Origin of the sequence: Kitasatospora kazusensis (assembly GCF_039529945.1) — a bacterium.
GTDB lineage: Bacteria > Actinomycetota > Actinomycetes > Streptomycetales > Streptomycetaceae > Kitasatospora > Kitasatospora kazusensis.
Window position 1 is genome coordinate 84,946 of sequence record NZ_BAAANT010000004.1, and the last position, 17,064, is coordinate 102,009.

The window sequence follows — 17,064 nt, forward strand, 5'->3', positions numbered from 1 at the left end:
CCGGTCAGGGTGATACCCGATGCCCGGGGCGGCGGCCGGCCGACAGAGTGGTCACAGGAGTTCGGCCCACCACTGTGACGAGAGCTGGAGCAAGCCCATGAACACGCTCGTACGACGCATCGCGACCCTCGGACTGGCCGGGGCGGCCCTGGCCGCGGGTGCGGCGGGCACGGGTGTCCCGGCCTTCGCGGCCGGCCCGGCCGCCGCCGTCGTGGGCCCGGCCGGGGCCGGGGCCGGGGCCGGGCTTGCTCCGCTGGACCCGGCGGCGCTCGACGCCGCCCTCGCGACCAGGCCGGGCGACGCGGCGGCCGGGGCGGTCGCCCGGGTGGGCGAGCCCGGGCAGCTGTGGCGGGGCGCGACCGTGGACGCGGTCACCGGGAAGCCGATAGCGCCCGACGCGCACTTCCACATCGGCAGCATCTCCAAGACCTTCGAGACCGTGGTCGTCCTGCAGTTGGCGGCGGAGCACCGGATCGACCTCGACGCGTCGGTCCAGTCCTACCTGCCGGGCCTGCTGCCGGGCTCCTTCGATCCGATCACCGTCCGGCAGCTGCTCGACATGACCAGCGGCCTCCCGGACGTCGGCGCGGACGCCCCGCAGCAGACGGTGGACGAGGAGATCGCGAACCGGTACGAGTACCGGTCCTTCGACCAGATCATCGAGTCCACCCTGCGGCCCGAGGGGCGGCCCTGGCCCGGGCCGAGGTTCACGCCCGGCACCAAGCAGGAGTACAACTCGCTGGGCTTCCGGATCGCCGGACGGCTGATCGAGCAGCTCACCGGGAAGTCGTTCAAGGACGAGGTCACCGCGCGCGTGCTGGCCCCGCTGCACCTGGACCGGACCTCGGTACCCGAGGACGACCCCCGGATGCCCCGCCCGTACCTGCACGGCTACCTCACCGACAGCAGGGGCACCGTGGTCGACGTCAGCGAGCAGGGCGGCGACCCGTCCAACATGATCTCCACCACCGCGGACCTGGACCACTTCGTCACCGGGCTGTTCAGCGGTCGGCTGCTGCCCGCCGCGCAGCTCGACGAGATGTTCACGATCCCGCGGGACAGCGCCGGGAAGCCGCTGCCGCTGAACTCCGGCACCTCCGAGTGCGTGACCGGCGTGGCCTGCTACGGCGCCGGCCTGATGGCGACGCCGCTGCCGAACGGCGCCATGCTGTGGGGCAAGTCCGGCCACGACGACGGCTACTCGAACGGCATGTTCGCCACCCGCGACCTGTCGCTGCGCGGCATCTACTCGGTCTCGACCACCACCTGGGCCTTCGGCAGCGCACCGGCCCTGGCCAACCGCCTGCTGGGCGCCGCCCTCGCCCCGGCGAAGCACTGACCCCGCGCCACCCGCTCACGGCCCGGCCCGGGACGACCCGGGCCGGGCCGGTCTGGTCAGATGAACGGACCGTCCAGCACCTCGTAGCCGCCCCAGGCCCCGATGGCGTACTGCTTCGAGTACGGCCCCGGCCGCCCCACCTGCTCGGGCCACCACTCGTCCGGCCCCGGGTCGAGGTCCAGGAGGCACCGCTCGGCCGTGCAGTCCAGGTTCAGGCCGTCGGAGAGGACGAAGTACGTGTACTCCCGGCTGCACGGGAACTGGTACTCGTAGACACCGCCGAGCGTGATCCGGACCAGGCGCCAGTCGTTACCGGCGGTCGCGTCCATCGCCTGGATGTCGAAGACCGCGCTCCAGCCGGGGCCCGTTCCCCCGGGGCGGGGCAGTTCCAGCCGGATCCCGGTGATCACGCCGTCCTCGAAGTGCGAGAACCTCGCCAGGAATTCGCCGGCACCGCCGCCGGAGAGTGGTGAAACGGTCATCGCGCGTCCAATCGGAGACTGTCCGTCCGGGCGGGTGACGCGGACCTGCGCAGGCAGACTCGATCGCCATACCATTCTTCCCCCGTGACTCATGCGCCCCCGACCGTAGCCCAGGCGGGCGGTCCAGGGAATGCCGGTCACGGCAGCGGAATCGGAAAGGCGCTCGGCGCACCGCAATTCCCGGCATTCCGAGCGGCTCCGACGATGCGCGTCACCAGGCCGGGGGAAGGGCACCGGGCCCGGCTGCGGCACGGCGACCCGCCGCCGCACGAAAGGCCCGGCCTCCGGTGGTGCCGCCGGACACCGGACCGTGGGGAATTCCCTCACCGACGGGACCGGTCACCGCACCGGTCCGCCGGTCGTGGCCGCGCCGCCACCCGCATCACCGGCCGCGCCGCCGACTTCGCTGCCGGCCGGCTCAGCGCGTCCCGGCGCCGGTGCGGAGCGCGTCCTCCCCGGACCGGGGAGCCCGCAGCCGGCGGTCGGCGGGCACCGGGCCGAGGGTGGCTTCGAGGATGAGACCGCAGGAGAGCAGCGGGAAGAGCCGCTGCACGGCCCGGAGCACCAGGTTCGCCCCGGCGACCAGCGGGACGGCGGCCCTCGGCGCCCGGGCCCGGAACAGGTGCGGGTCGTAGTAGTACGGGCGGACGGTGATGTCGTGCAGCGGGGCGCGCCCGGACAGCGTGCTCAATGTCCGGAAGGAGTACACCTGGAGGTGGTCCGGGTGGCAGCTCTCACGGCCCAGCAGGGCCAGCAGCAGGTTGACCACCGAGGTGGTGTTCGGGGTGGTCGCCACGAACCGGGTGCCGGGGGTGAGCTCGGCGAGCCGGGAGATCCACCCCAGGGTGTCCTGGGTGTGTTCGACCAGCTCCCCGGCCACGATCAGTTCGGGCTTGAAGTCCTCGACGATGTGGTCGAGTTGTTCGACGGTGCCGTAGACGATCGAGGTGTCGCAGGCCGTCCGGACGGTGCCCTGGGCCCGGACCTTCTCGGACGCGTCCACCCCGAGGCAGTCGGCGGCGACGGCGGCGATCTCGGCGTGCAGCCAACGCCAGGAGGTGTCGTGCTCGTTGTCGACCTCGGTCTCGTCGTACGCCCCGAGGTCCAACACCCTTCGGCCACGGCTCAGTTCACCCACCCGCTGGTAACGGTCGACCGGGCGCGGCACCCGCAGCCGGGCGAGCGGCCCGGGGTCGGCCGCCCCCGGGGTGGCGGCGAGCGTGCAGAGCTGATCCGCCGTGAGTGACCGGCCTGAACGTGCCATCGGATCCTTCGATTCTTCGGGGGTGCGAGCCGCGCGACCGGACCGGGGGAAAACAACGCGCTGCATTCCCAACGAAGAACCCGGCAATCGGTCACCCCCCTCCGGACGGAATGCCCCGCCGGCCGACCCGTGACTGCTCGGTGTCCGAACCCTTCGCCAGCACAAGGACATTGGCGGCCAGCAGCAGCGCCACGGCCCAGCACCCGGCCAGATAGGCGTTCTCGACGGCCGGCACGGCCTCCTCGTCGGCGGCGGAGCAGAGCAGGAAGACAAGTCCGCCCACGATCCACCCGGCGCCCTGCGACCACTGCCGGCGCAGGGCCAGCAACGGCTGTCCGAGCACCATCGCGAACAGGTACCCCAGCGTGCCGAGGCCCAGCAGCAGGAAGTCACGGCGGCCCAGCAGCTCCGGCGCCGACAGCAGCCGGACGGCCGCGTACGGACCGGCGAGCACGACGCAGACCAGTGCGCCGACCCCGATCACCGCCACGACCCGGCAGGCGGAGCGCACTTGGGCGACCCAGGCCTGCCGTTCGCCGAGCGTCACGGTGCGCGACAGCGCGGCCAGCAGCGGCACCTGCATGGCGGCCACCGCCATGACCGGGATCCGGACGATGATCGAGGCGCAGAGCAGGGCGGGCACCGCCCGGGAGTCCGCCGGGTCGAGCAACCTGGCGGCGATCACCGGCGCGTTCGGCAGCAGCTGGGTGAGCAGCGTCGAACACATCAACACCGGCAGCCCGGAACGCAGTTCGGCTGGTCTCGGCGCGCCGCCGGGTCGGCAGCAGCGCCGCAGCGCCGGGCCGACGGCCATCACCGACAGCGCCGGCGCTGCGACCAGCACCAGGGCGAAGGCGAGCGGCGAGCGGATCTGGCCGAGCCAGAGCGCCCCGGCGGCCGCCACCCGCAGCAGCGCGTCCAGCCACATCTGGGTGCAGTAGTCCCGGAACCGCCCGTGCCCGGCGAGCACCCCGCGCGCCACGTGCGCCACCGCCAGCCCCGCGCAGCCGGCGCCGAGCGCCAGCACCATGCCGCGGTCCCCGGAGAACAGCAGGCCGGCCAGCGGACGGGCGGCGGCGGCGAGCAGCACCAGCAGCGCACCCAGCAGCCCGCCGGCCACCCGCATCCCCCTAAGCAGCACCGGCAGCCCGCCGTCACCGAGCGCGATCCGGGCCGCCACCGCCCGGCTGGCCTCCTGCTCCAGCGGGATGAACAGCCCGGCCCCGACCGAGAAGACCAGCGCCCAGACCAGCGAGAACTTGGCCATCGCCGCGCCGTCCAACACCTTTCCGGCCAGCGCCAGATGCAGGTACGACGCCCCGGCGAGGGCGGCCGCCCCCGCGCCGACGGCCAGGGTCCCCGAGGGCGGCAGGGCGACACGCAGTGGTGACTTCACGAAACCGGAACTATACATAACGTGACCGGGGGCGGGCGGGCGCTCGCCGCTCACACCGGGCGGATAGCCTGTCGGATCGTCAGTGACGATCCGGTCACGCACCAGCAGGGGGAGCAGCGCGATGTCATCTCGCCGATTGATCACGGCCGTTGTGCTGGCCACGGCCGCGTTCGGGCTCACCGCCTGCCAGCCGACCAGCGCCTCCACCAGTACCTCCACCAACGCCGCGGCCCCGTCGGCCCCGGCTTCGGCCCCGGCGCCACTGCCGGCCGCGCCGAGCGGCACCGCCGCCGCGCCGACGGACAACTCCTCGCAGGCCGTCGACAACGGCGGCCCGGACATGAGTTGCGGCACGCCGACGCCCTCCGCCGGGCACCGGATCGTGCTGCCGGTCCGGCGCCCGACCCAGGACACCCTGGACGCCAAGGCCGTCACCTTCGTCTGCGACCCGAACGACGGCCACTACCAGGGCACCGGCGCCGCGAAGTCGTACCTGTTCGCCCCGACGGTCAAGGCGCAGCTGGCACTCGGCGCCGACCAGTTCAAGACCGTCATCCTGGGCGACCTGTGGACGCACATCGGGGACTGCCTGGCCGGCGGCTCGACCGTGCAGCCGCCGCTCAGCTGCTCCGCCTACCCGGCGTACGACATCACCCTGGACGCCTCGGGCAAGATCAACGCGATCAAGGAGATCTGGCACTCCTGAACCCGGGCCGACCGGGGAGCGGCGGCGCGGGTGCGGTGCGCGAAGATGGACCGGTGACCACCACCCCTCACCGCTCCGCCCCGCACCGCACCCGCCTGATCGCCACCGACCTGGACGGCACCCTGCTCGGCGGCAACGGCACCCTCTCCGCACGGACCGCCGCAGCGCTCGCGGCCGCCGAGGCGGCGGGCATCCAGGTGGTGTTCGTCACCGGCCGGCCGCCGCGCTGGATGCAGCAGCTCAGCGCGCACATCGGCGGACACGGGGTGGCGATCTGCTCCAACGGCGGAGCGGTCGTCGACGTCCGGCGCGGTGAGCTGCTGGAGACCTTCCCGCTGGGCGGCGACGCCGTACGGGAGCTGGTCGGCACGCTGCGGACCGCGCTGCCCGGCATCGCCTTCGCGTTCGAGTGCCCGAGCGGGTGGGCCCGCGAGCCCGGGTACGAGCTGCGGATGTGGGGGGACGACAAGGAGCACGCGGTCGCACCCGCCGAGGAGCTGCTGACCGGCGGCCGGGTGGACGGCCTCTTCAAGGTGCTCGCCAAGCACCCCACCCTCTCCCCGGACACCTTCCTCACCGAGGCCCGCCAGGCCGCCGGCCACCTCGCCGAGATCACCCGCTCCGCCCCGATACCGATGGTGGAGATCAGCGCGGCCGGGGTCACCAAGGCCAGCACGCTGGAGACCTGGTGCCGCGAGCAGGGCATCGACCGGACCGAGGTGGTGGCCTTCGGCGACATGCCGAACGACCTGGAGATGCTCGCCTGGGCCGGCACCTCCTACGCCGTCGCCAACGCCCACCCCGACGTCCTGGCCGCCGTCACCCGGCACACCCTCAGCAACGAGGACGACGGCGTCGCCGCCGTCCTCGAAGAACTCCTCAGCCACCTCTCCTGAGCCCCCTCGGGGGCGCGTGGGGGTACCTCCCGGCCGAAGGCTGGGGGAGAACTACGCGAACAACCACCCACCCCGGTGGAGCCCCCCGCAAAAGCGCAGCCCCCCACCCCCGGAGGCCCTCAAAGCGTCGCAGACCACCGCACGCAGGTCCCCTTCCCGTAAGGCCCCGGTTCGTGCCACGCGTCGCCCCCGAGGGTCTCCGCGCGGCGGGTGAGATTGCGCAGACCACTGCGGCGGCCGCCGTCGGGGATGCCGACGCCGTCGTCGGTGACGGTCAGCAGGACGCCGGGGCGGCCGGCCCGGTCCAGGGCTTCGGGGTCGCCGGAGACGGGGTGGCCCGCCGGGTCCAGGTGGACGGTGGCGTCGACCTCGACGCCGACCCGGGAGGCGCGGGCGTGCCGGGCCGTGTTGGAGAGTATCTCGCGCAGCGCCGCGAGGAGTTGGCGTCCGGTCTTCTCCCCCACCAGGCTCTCGACCGGCCCCATGAAGGTCACCGAGGGCTTGAAGCCGAGCGCGGCCGCCGCCTGGCTGCCTTCCCGCAGGATGCGGGTCCGCAGGGTGTCCGGTTCGTTGCCGTGGTCGTCGTGCTGGAGGGCGTAGATGGTGGTGCGGACCTCCTGGATGGTGGCGTCCAGCTCGTCGACGGCCTGGCCGATCCGGTCCTGCACCTCGGGGACGACCGCCCGCCGGGCGGCGGTCTCCAGCATCATGCCGGTGGCGAACAGCCGCTGGATGACCAGGTCGTGCAGGTCGCGGGCGATCCGGTCGCGGTCCTGGAAGACGGCCAGCCGCTGCTGGTCCCGCTGGCCCTCGGCGAGCCGCAGGGCGAGGGCGGACTGTGAGGCGAAGGTCTGGGCGAGCTCCTTCTCGGACTCGGTGAACGGCGGCGCGCCCCGGCTGCGCCAGACGCAGAGCCCGCCGAGCACCCGCCCGGCGGCGACCATCGGGACGGCCATCGAGGCACCGAAGTTCCGCGCCAGCCGCAGTACCACCGCCGGGTCGGTGGACATGTCGTCGCGGTAGACGCTCTCACCGGCGAGCAGTCGGGCGGCGAAGCCGACGGCCGGCAGCAGCTCGCCGCTGAGGAACTCGGCGGCCTCGCCGGAGGCGTGGGCGACCCGCATCTGCCCGTCGCCGGTGGGCAGCAGGATCATGCCGAGCGCGGCGTCCGCGAGCTGCCGGACCTGTTCGGCGGCGACCAGCAGGGCGACCTGGGCCTCGTCGGTGGAGAGCAGCGCGGTGGTGACGGCGGAGGCCCCGGCGATCCAGCGTTCGCGGCGCAGCCCCTCCTCGTAGAGCCGGGAGTTCTCGATGGCGACCCCGGCGGCGGCCGCGAGGGCGTGCACGACCTGGGCGTCCTCGGGGGTGAAGGCGCCGCTGGTGCTCTGCTTCTCGGTCAGGTAGAGGTTCCCGAAGACCTCGTCGCGGACCCGGATCGGCTCGCCGAGGAAGGACTTCATCGGCGGGTGGTGCGGCGGGAAGCCGGTGGAGCGCGGGTCGGCGGCGATGTCCTCCAGCCGGAGCGGCTCGGGGCGGTCGATGAGCACGCCGAGGATGCCGCGCCCGGCGGGCAGTTCGCCGATCGCCCCGGCGGTCTCGTCGTCCACGCCGACGTGGATGAAGTCGGAGAGCCCGTCGGCGTGCGGGGAGATCACGCCGAGGGCCGCGTACTTGGCGTCGACCAGCTCGGCGGCGGCGGAGGCGATCCGCTGGAGGGTGGCGTGCAGGTCGAGCCCGGCGCCGACGGAGACCACCGCTTCGAGCAGCCGCTGCATCCGGTCGGTGACGGCGGCGGCGGACTGCAGGCGTTCGGAGACCTCGGTGACCAGGGTGTCCAGGCCCAGGGAGGCGATCTCGGGCACGCGGTGCGGAGCTTGGTCCGGGGGAGTCTCCATGGGATGAGCGTAGTTTGCCCGGGTTTACGCCACCGCACAGTCGGCGGTGAGCAGCGTGTCGGCCCGCTGCTCGCGCCGCCACATCTCGGCGAGCCGGCCGCCCTCGCGCCCGACCAGCTCGGACCAGCGGCCGCGCTCGGCGATCCGCCCCTGGTCGAGCACCAGCACCTCGTCCACCGAGCGGTCGTCGAGCCCGGCCAGCCGGTGCGTGATCAGCAGCGTGGTGCGGCCCGCCGTGGCGGCGAGCAGGTCGGCGGTGAGGGCGTCGGCGGTGGCCAGGTCGAGGTGCTCGGCGGGCTCGTCCAGGATCGTGACGGGGAAGTCCGCGAGCAGTGCGCGGGCCAGCGCCAGCCGCTGGCGCTGGCCGCCGGAGAGTCGGGCGCCGTGCTCGCCGACCATGGTGTCCAGGCCGTCGGGCAGGGTGTCGACCCAGCTCAGCAGGCGGGCCCGGCCGAGGGCCTCGCGGAGCCGTTGCTCGCTCGCGTCGGGCCGGGCCAGGCGGAGGTTCTCGCGCAGCGAGCTGTCGAAGACGTGGGCGTCCTGGGCGCAGAGGCCGATGGCGCGGCGGACCTCGTCGGAGGCGACCGTACGGGTGTCCACAGCCTGTGGAGAACTCCGCACGGTGCCCGCGCTCTGGTCCAGGAAGCGCAGCAGCACGTGGGCGAGGGTGGTCTTGCCGGAGCCGGACGGGCCGACCACCGCGATCCGGCGGCCCGCGACCAGGTCGAGGTCGATGCCGTGCAGCGCGTCCCGGTCCTGGCCCGGCCAGCGGGCCGTGAGGCCCCGGACGGCGATCGGCAGCGGGTCGGCGGGCAGCGCCACCGGTTCGGCGGGCTCGGCCACCGGCGGCTCGGTCTCCAGGACCTCGGCCAGCCGGGCCCGCGCGGCGCGGCTGCGCTCGCGCTGCCGTACGGCGGCGGGCATCCCGGCGACGGCCTCGAAGGCGGCCAGCGGGGTGAGCACGACCAGCGCCAGGCAGACACCGGACAGCGTGCCGTGGCTGACGCCCCGCACCCCGGCCGCCGCGCTCGCGGTCACGGTGAGCCCGGTGACCAGCGCGATCAGCCCGGCCGAGAGCGCCGCCGAGGCGGCGGACCGGGCGGCGAGCGCGGTGAGCCGGCCGTCGGCGGCGCGGGCGGCGGCGAGCCGCGCGGGCAGCGCGCCGGCCACCGTCAGCTCAGCGGTGCCGGTCAGCGTGTCGACCACCGAGACCGCCAACTCTCCTCGGGCGGGCGCCTGTTGGCGCTCCGTACGACCGGAGAGCCGGACGGCGAGGGCGGGCACGGCGGCGCCCGCCAGCAGCAGGCCGAGCGCGAGCACCGCCCCGGCGAGCGGCAGGAAAGCGGCCAGCGCGGCGGCGGAGGCGAGCGAGACGACCAGCGCGATACCGGCCGGCAGCCGCCAGCGGAGGTGGTGGTCCTGCACCGAGTCGACGTCGGAGACCAGCCGGGAGAGCAGGTCGCCCCGGCGGAAGGCGGGCAGCCCGGCCGGGGCCAGCCGCTCCAGCTTGCGGTACACGGCCGTCCGGACCCCGCCGAGCGCCCGCAGCACCGCGTCGTGCGCCACCAGCCGCTCGCCGTAGCGGAAGACGCTGCGCCCGATGCCGAAGGCCCGGACGGAGGTGACGGCCATCATCAGGTACAGCACCGGCGGCATCTGCGAGGCGTACGAGATCAGCCAGCCGGAGGTGGCCATCAGCGCGACGGCACAGCCCAGTGCGAGCGAGCCGAGCACGGTGGCGAGCAGCAGCCCCGGCTTCTCTCCCCCGGCCGGGGCGGTACCGTCCGGCTCGTCCACCGGCTCCGGAAGCCCGGCCGGGCACGGCACGGACACGGCGGCGGACACGGCGGCGGACACGGGCAGCGCTGGCCCGGCCAGGTGGTGCCGGTGGTCGGCGACGGCGAGCAGCGCCGGGCGGTGTGCGACCAGCAGGACGGTGCGCCCGGCGAGCCCGCGTACGGCGGCCAGTACGGCCTCCTCGTTGGCGCCGTCCAGGTTGGCGGTGGGCTCGTCCAGCAGCACCAGCGGGCGGTCGGCGAGCAGTGCGCGGGCCAGCGCGAGACGCTGGCGCTGGCCGGCCGAGAGGCCGGCGCCGCCCTCGCCGAGGACGGTGTCCGGCGCGGCGAACCCGGTGGCCCGGGCGGCGGCCAGCGCGGCGGCCACCTCGGAGTCGGTGGCCTCGGGACGGGCCAGCCGGACGTTCTCGGCGACGGTGCCCGCGAACAGGTGCGGGTGCTGCGGCACCCAGGCGATCTGCCGCCGCCAGCTCGCCGGATCGAGTTCGGCGAGGTCGTACGTCCGGTCGGCCGTGCGGATCCGGACGGTGCCGGCGGTCGGTTCGGTGAAGCCGAGCAGGACGGCCAGCAGGGTGGACTTGCCCGCGCCGCTCGGCCCGGTGAGCGCGGTGGTGGTGCCGGGGGCGAGGGTCAGCGAGAGGGCGTCGAGCGAAGGGGCCGGCCGGTCCGGGTGGGTGACGGTGAGCCCGCTGATCTCGACGGTGGCGCCGGTCAGGTCGGGCGCGGGGGTGCGGCCGGTGGCGGGCAGCGGGGTTTCCAGCACCTCGAAGATCTGCTCGGCGGCGCTGAGCCCCTCCACGCTGGAGTGGTAGAGCGCGCCGACCTGGCGGATCGGCAGGTAGACCTCGGGCGCCAGGAGCAGGATCAGCAGGCCGGTCTCCAGTCCGAGCGTGCCGTCGACCAGCCGGAAGCCGATCGAGACGGCGACCAGGGCGACCGAGAGGGTGGAGAGCAGCTCCAGCGCGAAGGAGGAGATGAACGCGATCCGCAGGGTGCGCAGGGTGGCGCGGCGGTACTCGTCGGTGATCCGGGCGATGGTCCTGGCCTGGGCCTTGGCGCGGTTGAAGACCTTGAGGGTGGGCAGCCCGGCGACCACGTCCAGGAAGTGGTGCGAGAGCCGGGCCAGCGTGCTCCACTGCCGGTCCATCCGGGACTGGGTGGCCCAGCCGATCAGCACCATGAAGAGCGGGATCAGCGGCAGCGTCCCGGCGATGATCGCGGCGGAGGTCCAGTCGGCGCCGACGATCCGCACCAGCACCACCACGGGCACCACCACGGCCAGCGCCAACTGCGGGAGGTAGCGGGCGAAGTAGTCGTCCAGCGCGTCGACGCCCCGGGTGGCGAGCGCGGTCAGCTCGCCCGTCCGGCGGCCGGCCAGGTAGGACGGGCCGAGCGCGGTGGCGTGGTCGAGCAGCCGGCGGCGCAGGATGGACTTGACCCGCGCCGCCGAGCGGTGCGCCGCCAGCTCGGTCAGCCAGGCGACGGCCGCCCGCCCGGCGGCGGTCGCGGCGAGCAGCAGCAGCGGGGCGCCGAGGTCGTACGAGTGCCGTTGGAAGGCCCGGACGACGATCTCGGCGATCAGGCTCGCCTGCGCGACCACCAGGGCCGCGCCGACCGCGCCGAGCAGCACCGATCCGGCGAGGAAGAGCCGGGTGGTGCGGGCGTACCGGAGGAGTCTGGGGTCGACGGGCCGCATCAGTGGTCCGCGACCGGAGCCGGGATGTGCTGGACGCCGATCCGCTTGCGGAACACCCAGTACGTCCAGCCCTGGTAGAGCAGGACGAGCGGGGTGAAGACGGCCGCCACGATCGTCATCAGCTTGAGCGTGTACGGCGCGGAGGAGGCGTTGGCGGCGGTCAGCGACCAGTCGGGGTTGAGCGTGGAGGGCATCACGTCCGGGAAGAGCGCCAGGAAGAGCATCCCGACGGCCGCCACGATCGTCAGCCCGGAGAGGCCGAACGCCCAGCCCTCCCGGCCGAGTTGGTTGGCCACCAGCGAGCCGGCCAGGGCCAGGACGGCGAGCACCAGCGCGGCCAGGCTCCAGCCGTCGCCCTGGTGGGCCTGCGTCCACACCAGGAAGACCAGCGCCGCCACCGCCGTGGCCAGGCCGAGGCGCAGCGCGAGGGCGCGGGCCCGCAGCCGGATGTCGCCGACGGTCTTGAGGGAGGCGAAGACCGCGCCGTGGAAGGTGAACAGCACCAGGGTGACCAGGCCGCCGAGGAGCGCGTACGGGCTGAACAGGTCCCAGACGGTCCCGACGTAGTTCTTGTCCTTGTCGATCGCCACGCCGTGCACGATGTTGGCGAAGGCCACGCCCCAGAGGAAGGCCGGGAGCAGCGAGGTCCAGAAGATCGCGTGCTCCCAGTTGCGCTGCCAGCGCTCCCCGCCCCGCTTGGCGCGGTACTCGAAGGCGACGCCGCGCACGATCAGGCAGACCAGGATGACCAGCAGCGGGAGGTAGAAGCCGCTGAACAGCGTGGCGTACCAGTCGGGGAAGGCCGCGAAGGTCGCGCCGCCGGCCGTCAGCAGCCAGACCTCGTTGCCGTCCCAGACCGGGCCGATGGTGTTGATCAGGACGCGGCGTTCGGCGGTGTCGCGGGCGAGCAGCTTGGTGAGCACCCCGATGCCGAAGTCGAAGCCCTCCAGGAAGAAGTAGCCGATCCACAGGACGGCGATCAGGACGAACCAGACGTCGTGGAGTTGCATGGTCGCTTCTGCTCCTCAGTAGGCGAAGGCGAGGGGCTTGTCGGCGTCCTCGTCCGAGGACGGGCCGCGCAGGGTCGGGTCCTTCGCCGGGGGCTGCTCGGCGGTGTTCGGGCCGGCCTTCGCGTACTTGACCAGCAGTCTGACCTCGATCACCGCGAGGATCGCGTAGAGCGCGGTGAAGGTGGTGAGGGCGATCACCTGGGTGGTGACGCCGACGTTCGGGGAGACCGAGTTCGCGGTGGTCATCAGGCCGAAGACGGACCAGGGCTGACGGCCCATCTCGGTGAAGACCCAGCCGAAGCTGTTGGCGATCAGCGGGAAGCCCATGGTGAGGATGCCGATCCGCCAGCTCCACTTGGTGAGCTGCGGGCTCAGCTCGCGGTTCTTCGTGAGCATCAGCTTCGGGACCTCGTCCTCGGCCGTGCGGTGCTCGGGGGCGAGGAACTTCTTCCGCCGGGTGGTCCAGAGGCCGATCAGGCAGGCCACGAAGGAGGTCATCCCGAAGCCGATCATGAGGCGGAAGCCCCAGTACGTGACGAAGATGTTCGGGATGTAGTCGGTGGGCCTGCCGCCGTACTTGGCGGCCTCGGCGGCGGCGGTGTCGTTGATGCCGGGGACGGGCGAGCTGAAGTCGCTCTTGGCCAGGAAGGACAGTATCCCGGGGATCTCCAGCTCGACCGAGTTGTGGCCCTGGTTGACGTTGCCGACCGCGAAGATCGAGAACGGGGCGGGGGACTGGGTGTCCCAGAGCGCCTCGGCGGCGGCCATCTTCATCGGCTGCTGCTCGAACATGACCTTGGCGAGGCTGTCGCCGCTGACGGCGGTGCCGAGGCCGGCGATCACGCCCAGCGCCAGGCCGACCCGGAGCGAGGTCCGCATCGAGGCGATCTTCCGGCCGTCCGGCTCGCCCTTGCGCTTGGCCTTCCAGAGGTGGAACGAGGCGATGCCGACCATGAAGGCGGCGCCGGTCAGGAAGGCGGCGGTGAGGGTGTGGAAGACGACCACCAGGGTGGTGTCCTGGAACAGCACCGCGCCGATGTCGGTCAGCTGGGCCTTGCCCGTCACCGGGTCGACCTTGTAGCCGGTGGGGTGCTGCATCCAGGAGTTCGCCGCCAGGATGAAGTACGCCGAGAGCACCGTGCCGAGGGCCACCATCCAGATGCAGGCGCAGTGGATCTTCTTGGGTAGCTTGTCCCAGCCGAAGATCCACAGCCCGATGAAGGTGGACTCGAAGAAGAACGCGATCAGCGCCTCCATCGCGAGCGGGGCTCCGAAGACGTCCCCGACGAAGCGGGAGTAGTCGGACCAGTTCATCCCGAACTGGAACTCCTGGACGATGCCGGTGACGACGCCCATCGCGATGTTGATCAGGAAGAGCTTGCCCCAGAACTTGGTGGCGTGGAAGTACTTCTCCCGGCCCGTCCGCACCCAGGCGGTCTCCAGCCCGGCGACGATCGCGGCCAGGCTGATGGTCAGCGGGACGAAGAGGAAGTGGTAGACGGTGGTGATGCCGAACTGCCATCGCGCGATGGTCTCGTGAGCGACTGCCAGCTCCACTTTCGCCCTCTCTTCCGCCGGAATCCGATCCCGGCACTTTCGTCCCAAACCCGACAGACAGCATCAATGCCACGAGAACACGCCAGAACACGGCAAGCTTGTCCGCTTGTGAACGTGAACACGTTCACAAGCTGAGTATCCACCATGCCTACAACCGCTCGAACAGCGGGGTCAAGGTAGGAATCGACCGAACGTTCAGCTGGATGATCCGCCGCGCCGGCGGCCGCTCACAAGAGCCGGACAGCCCCCTGCCCACGCCGTTCCGGCGCTTGACAGGGGGCTGTCGGACGGGAGGTCAGCTCCCGGCCCGGGTTCCGGGCTACGCGTTCACGTCACCCGATCGATCGGCGGGCCTTCGGGATCCGGACCTGGAAGGCGGCGCCCCGGCCCGGGGCGGTCTCCAGGGTGAGGGTGCCGCCGTGGGCGTGCACCAGGGCGGAGGCGATGGCGAGGCCGAGGCCGGCGCCGCCGCCGTCGTGACGGCTGCGGGAGGCGTCGACGCGGTAGAAGCGTTCGAAGACCTGGGCGGCCTGCTCCGGGGCCAGGCCCGGGCCGGAGTCGGCGACCTCCAGGAGGCAGCCGCCGTCGGCCCCCGCGAGGCCGACGCCGATCCGCACGGCGGTGCCCGTGGGGGTGTGCTTGACCGCGTTGCCGACCAGGTTGGTGACCACCTGGCGCAGCCGGGCCTCGTCGCCGAGCACCAGCGCGGGCTGCGGGGCTCCCCTGCCGTCCGGACCGGTGAGCGCGACCGGGCGGCCCGGGTCGAGGGCGGTCAGGTCGTGCAGGGCGTCGGCGGCCAGCGTCCGCAGGTCCATCGGGGCGAGGTCGAGCGGGCGTTCCTCGTCCAGCCGGGCCAGCAGCAGCAGGTCCTCGACCAGGCCGCCCATCCGGACGGCCTCGTTCTCGATCCGGTTCATCGCGCCGTCCACGTCGGCCAGCGCGCCCATCCGGTGCAGCTCCGCGAAGCCCCGGATGCTCGCCAGCGGGGTCCGCAGCTCGTGCGAGGCGTCCGCGACGAAGCGCCGCATCCGGGCCTCCGACTCGGCCCGGGCGGCGAAGGCGGCCTCGATCTGGGTGAGCATCCCGTTCAGCGTCGCCGAGAGCCGGCCGACCTCCGTCCGGGGGGCGAGTTCGGGCATCCGGTGCGAGAGCCGGCCGGCCGCGATCAGTTCGGCGTCCTGCCCGATCCGGTCCAGCGGCCGCAGGCCCGTCCGGACGGCGAAGAAGCCGAGCACCGCGATCAGCAGCAGGACGGCCCCGCCGATCGCCAGGAAGGAGGCCCGCAGCTTGCTGACGGTGGAGTCCACGTCGTCCAGCGAGACGGCGGCCAGCACGTACGCGGGGGCGGAGAAGTCGCCACCGGCCGCGATCCTGTTCACGGGCAGCACGATCACCCGCCAGCGGCCCTTGCCGTGCTCGTCGGGGAGGCCGAAGCTGGTGCCCTGGCCGGCCGTGAGCTGGGACGGGGTCAGCTCGTCCACGTCCGGCGACGGGTCGGAGTCGGAGATCGGCTGGCGCAGCACCTGCTGCACGGCGCCGCTGGCGGACAGGTACTGCACCACGAACTGGCTGGGCAGGAAGCCGCCGCGCTTGGCGCCCGGCCCCTGGCCGTACTGGCGGCCGCTCCACGGCCCGCGGTGCGACATCTGCTCGGCGAAGCGCTGCAGCTGCTGGTCGGACCGCTGCACCAGCTGCATCCGGGCGGCGCCCAGCACCACCGTGTCGCTCACCACCAGGCCGGTGGTGACCAGCACGAGCGAGAGCACCAGCAGCCGGGCCCGCAGCGACAGCCGGGACGGCGAGAACCGGGCCAGCCGGGACCGGGACGGCCGGAGCCACCGGAACAGCCCCCCGGGCACCCACCTGGGCAGCCACCGGGACAGCCGGGCGAACCGGCGCAGGCGGGCCACGGCGGGGCTCAGGACTGCGGCGGGCGGCGCAGCGCGTACCCGATGCCGCGGACGGTGTGGATCAGCTTCGGGCCGTGCGACGGACCGGAGTCGAGCTTGCGGCGCAGGTAGGAGATGTACGACTCGACGATGGAGAGGTCGCCGCCGAAGTCGTAGGCCCAGACGTGGTCGAGGATCTGGGCCTTGGAGACCACCCGGCCGACGTTCGCCATCAGGTAGTGCAGCAGCTTGAACTCGGTGGGCGAGAGCGCGACCGAGCGGTCCGCGCGGGTCACCTCGTGGGCCAGCGGGTCGAGGGTCAGGTCGCCGACCATCAGCCTGCCGTCCTCGGCGGGCCCGCCGGCCCGGCGCAGGATCGCCCGGATCCGGGCGATCAGCTCCTCCAGGCTGAACGGCTTGGTGACGTAGTCGTCCGCACCGGCGGCCAGGCCCTGCACCTTGTCGCCGGTGCCGTCCTTGGCGGTGAGGAAGAGCACCGGCACGTGCTCGGCGGTCTGCGGCCACTGGTTCTGCTCGCGCAGCCGCTGGACGACGGTGAAGCCGTCCAGGTCGGGCAGCATCACGTCCAGCACCACCAGGTCGGGCCGCTCGCTGGCGACGGCGGCCAGCGCCTCCTCGCCGGTCGCGGCGGAGACCACCCGGAAGCCGGAGAACCGGAGCGAGGCGGAGAGCAGCTCGCGGATGTTCGGCTCGTCGTCGACGACCAGCAGGAAGGCCTCGCCGGCTGCGGCAGTACCCGCGGCCCCGGCCCCTGTGGTCGGCACGGCTGCGGTCGAAGTCCCTTGCACGGTTGATCCGCCTCCCGGTCGCACGCTGACATCCTCGATGGACGATAGCCCGGGGAGGCTACGTGGGGTTGATGAAGGCTTGATGAACCTGCCGTACCGGCTCGGTTCGTACACCTGATCATCTTGTCGGTCGGCGCGCACCCCTGCCCCCCGGCGGTGCGTCCCGTCGCCGGACCGGACAACACCGGACAGGACCGAACGCATCGACAGTACTGGACCGCCCGTCGGGCGCGCCAGGACCGGACCGGTCCGGGAGCCGCCGGCCGCGCCGGAGACGGCACCGGCCCGGCCGATCGGGGCATCGGCCGGGCCGGAGTCTCGCCGGGCGG

General features: G+C 73.2%; 12 protein-coding genes. 3 read left to right on the forward strand and 9 right to left on the reverse strand.

From position 1 onward, the window contains the following. Positions 1–97 precede the first annotated feature (97 nt). Complete coding sequence (locus ABD330_RS05370; RefSeq protein WP_344461276.1) at positions 98–1,339, forward strand: serine hydrolase domain-containing protein; 1,242 nt, start codon at positions 98–100, stop codon at positions 1,337–1,339. Positions 1,340–1,395: 56 nt separating this feature from the next. Here the strand turns inward: ABD330_RS05370 and ABD330_RS05375 are convergent, their stop codons facing one another. The 3 genes from ABD330_RS05375 to ABD330_RS05385 all read right to left on the reverse strand — a co-directional run bounded on the left by ABD330_RS05375 (position 1,396) and on the right by ABD330_RS05385 (position 4,481). Continuing rightward, entirely contained in the window at positions 1,396–1,821 is a 426-nt protein-coding gene (locus ABD330_RS05375) for a hypothetical protein (protein WP_344461278.1), read from the reverse strand. Between the two features lie 418 nt (positions 1,822–2,239). Next, entirely contained in the window at positions 2,240–3,085 is an 846-nt protein-coding gene (locus ABD330_RS05380; protein WP_344461280.1) for a methyltransferase domain-containing protein, read from the reverse strand. Positions 3,086–3,176: 91 nt separating this feature from the next. Further along, entirely contained in the window at positions 3,177–4,481 is a 1,305-nt protein-coding gene (locus ABD330_RS05385; RefSeq protein ID WP_344461282.1) for a hypothetical protein, read from the reverse strand. A 121-nt stretch (positions 4,482–4,602) separates the two neighbouring features. Between ABD330_RS05385 and ABD330_RS05390 the strand changes: the two genes are divergently transcribed. Beyond that, entirely contained in the window at positions 4,603–5,187 is a 585-nt protein-coding gene (locus tag ABD330_RS05390) for a hypothetical protein (protein WP_344461284.1), read from the forward strand. A 53-nt stretch (positions 5,188–5,240) separates the two neighbouring features. Beyond that, a complete protein-coding gene (locus ABD330_RS05395; RefSeq protein ID WP_344461286.1) occupies positions 5,241–6,083 on the forward strand; it encodes an HAD family hydrolase in 843 nt (280 codons plus the stop codon). Positions 6,084–6,202: 119 nt separating this feature from the next. Here ABD330_RS05395 and ABD330_RS05400 read toward each other — a convergent pair whose 3' ends face one another. The 6 genes from ABD330_RS05400 to ABD330_RS05425 form a co-directional block, all read right to left on the reverse strand. Then, a complete protein-coding gene (locus ABD330_RS05400; RefSeq protein WP_344461288.1) occupies positions 6,203–7,978 on the reverse strand; it encodes a GAF domain-containing sensor histidine kinase in 1,776 nt (591 codons plus the stop codon). A gap of 24 nt (positions 7,979–8,002) precedes the next feature. Further along, positions 8,003–11,470 carry a thiol reductant ABC exporter subunit CydD gene (gene cydD / locus ABD330_RS05405; protein ID WP_344461290.1) on the reverse strand — a complete coding sequence of 1,156 codons (3,468 nt, stop codon included), beginning with the start codon at positions 11,468–11,470 and terminating at the stop codon, positions 8,003–8,005. Beyond that, positions 11,470–12,480, reverse strand: coding sequence for a cytochrome d ubiquinol oxidase subunit II (gene cydB / locus ABD330_RS05410; RefSeq protein WP_344461292.1), 1,011 nt, complete (start codon positions 12,478–12,480; stop codon positions 11,470–11,472). Before cydB ends, cydD begins: the two co-directional genes overlap by 1 nt. Positions 12,481–12,495: 15 nt before the next feature. Beyond that, complete coding sequence (locus ABD330_RS05415; RefSeq protein ID WP_344461294.1) at positions 12,496–14,037, reverse strand: cytochrome ubiquinol oxidase subunit I; 1,542 nt, start codon at positions 14,035–14,037, stop codon at positions 12,496–12,498. Between the two features lie 332 nt (positions 14,038–14,369). Continuing rightward, complete coding sequence (locus ABD330_RS05420) at positions 14,370–15,947, reverse strand: sensor histidine kinase (protein WP_344461296.1); 1,578 nt, start codon at positions 15,945–15,947, stop codon at positions 14,370–14,372. Positions 15,948–15,955: 8 nt separating this feature from the next. Continuing rightward, the gene (locus ABD330_RS05425) at positions 15,956–16,711 is read right to left on the reverse strand and encodes a response regulator transcription factor (RefSeq protein ID WP_344461298.1); all 756 of its coding nucleotides are present in this window, start codon (positions 16,709–16,711) and stop codon (positions 15,956–15,958) included. Positions 16,712–17,064: the final 353 nt, after the last annotated feature.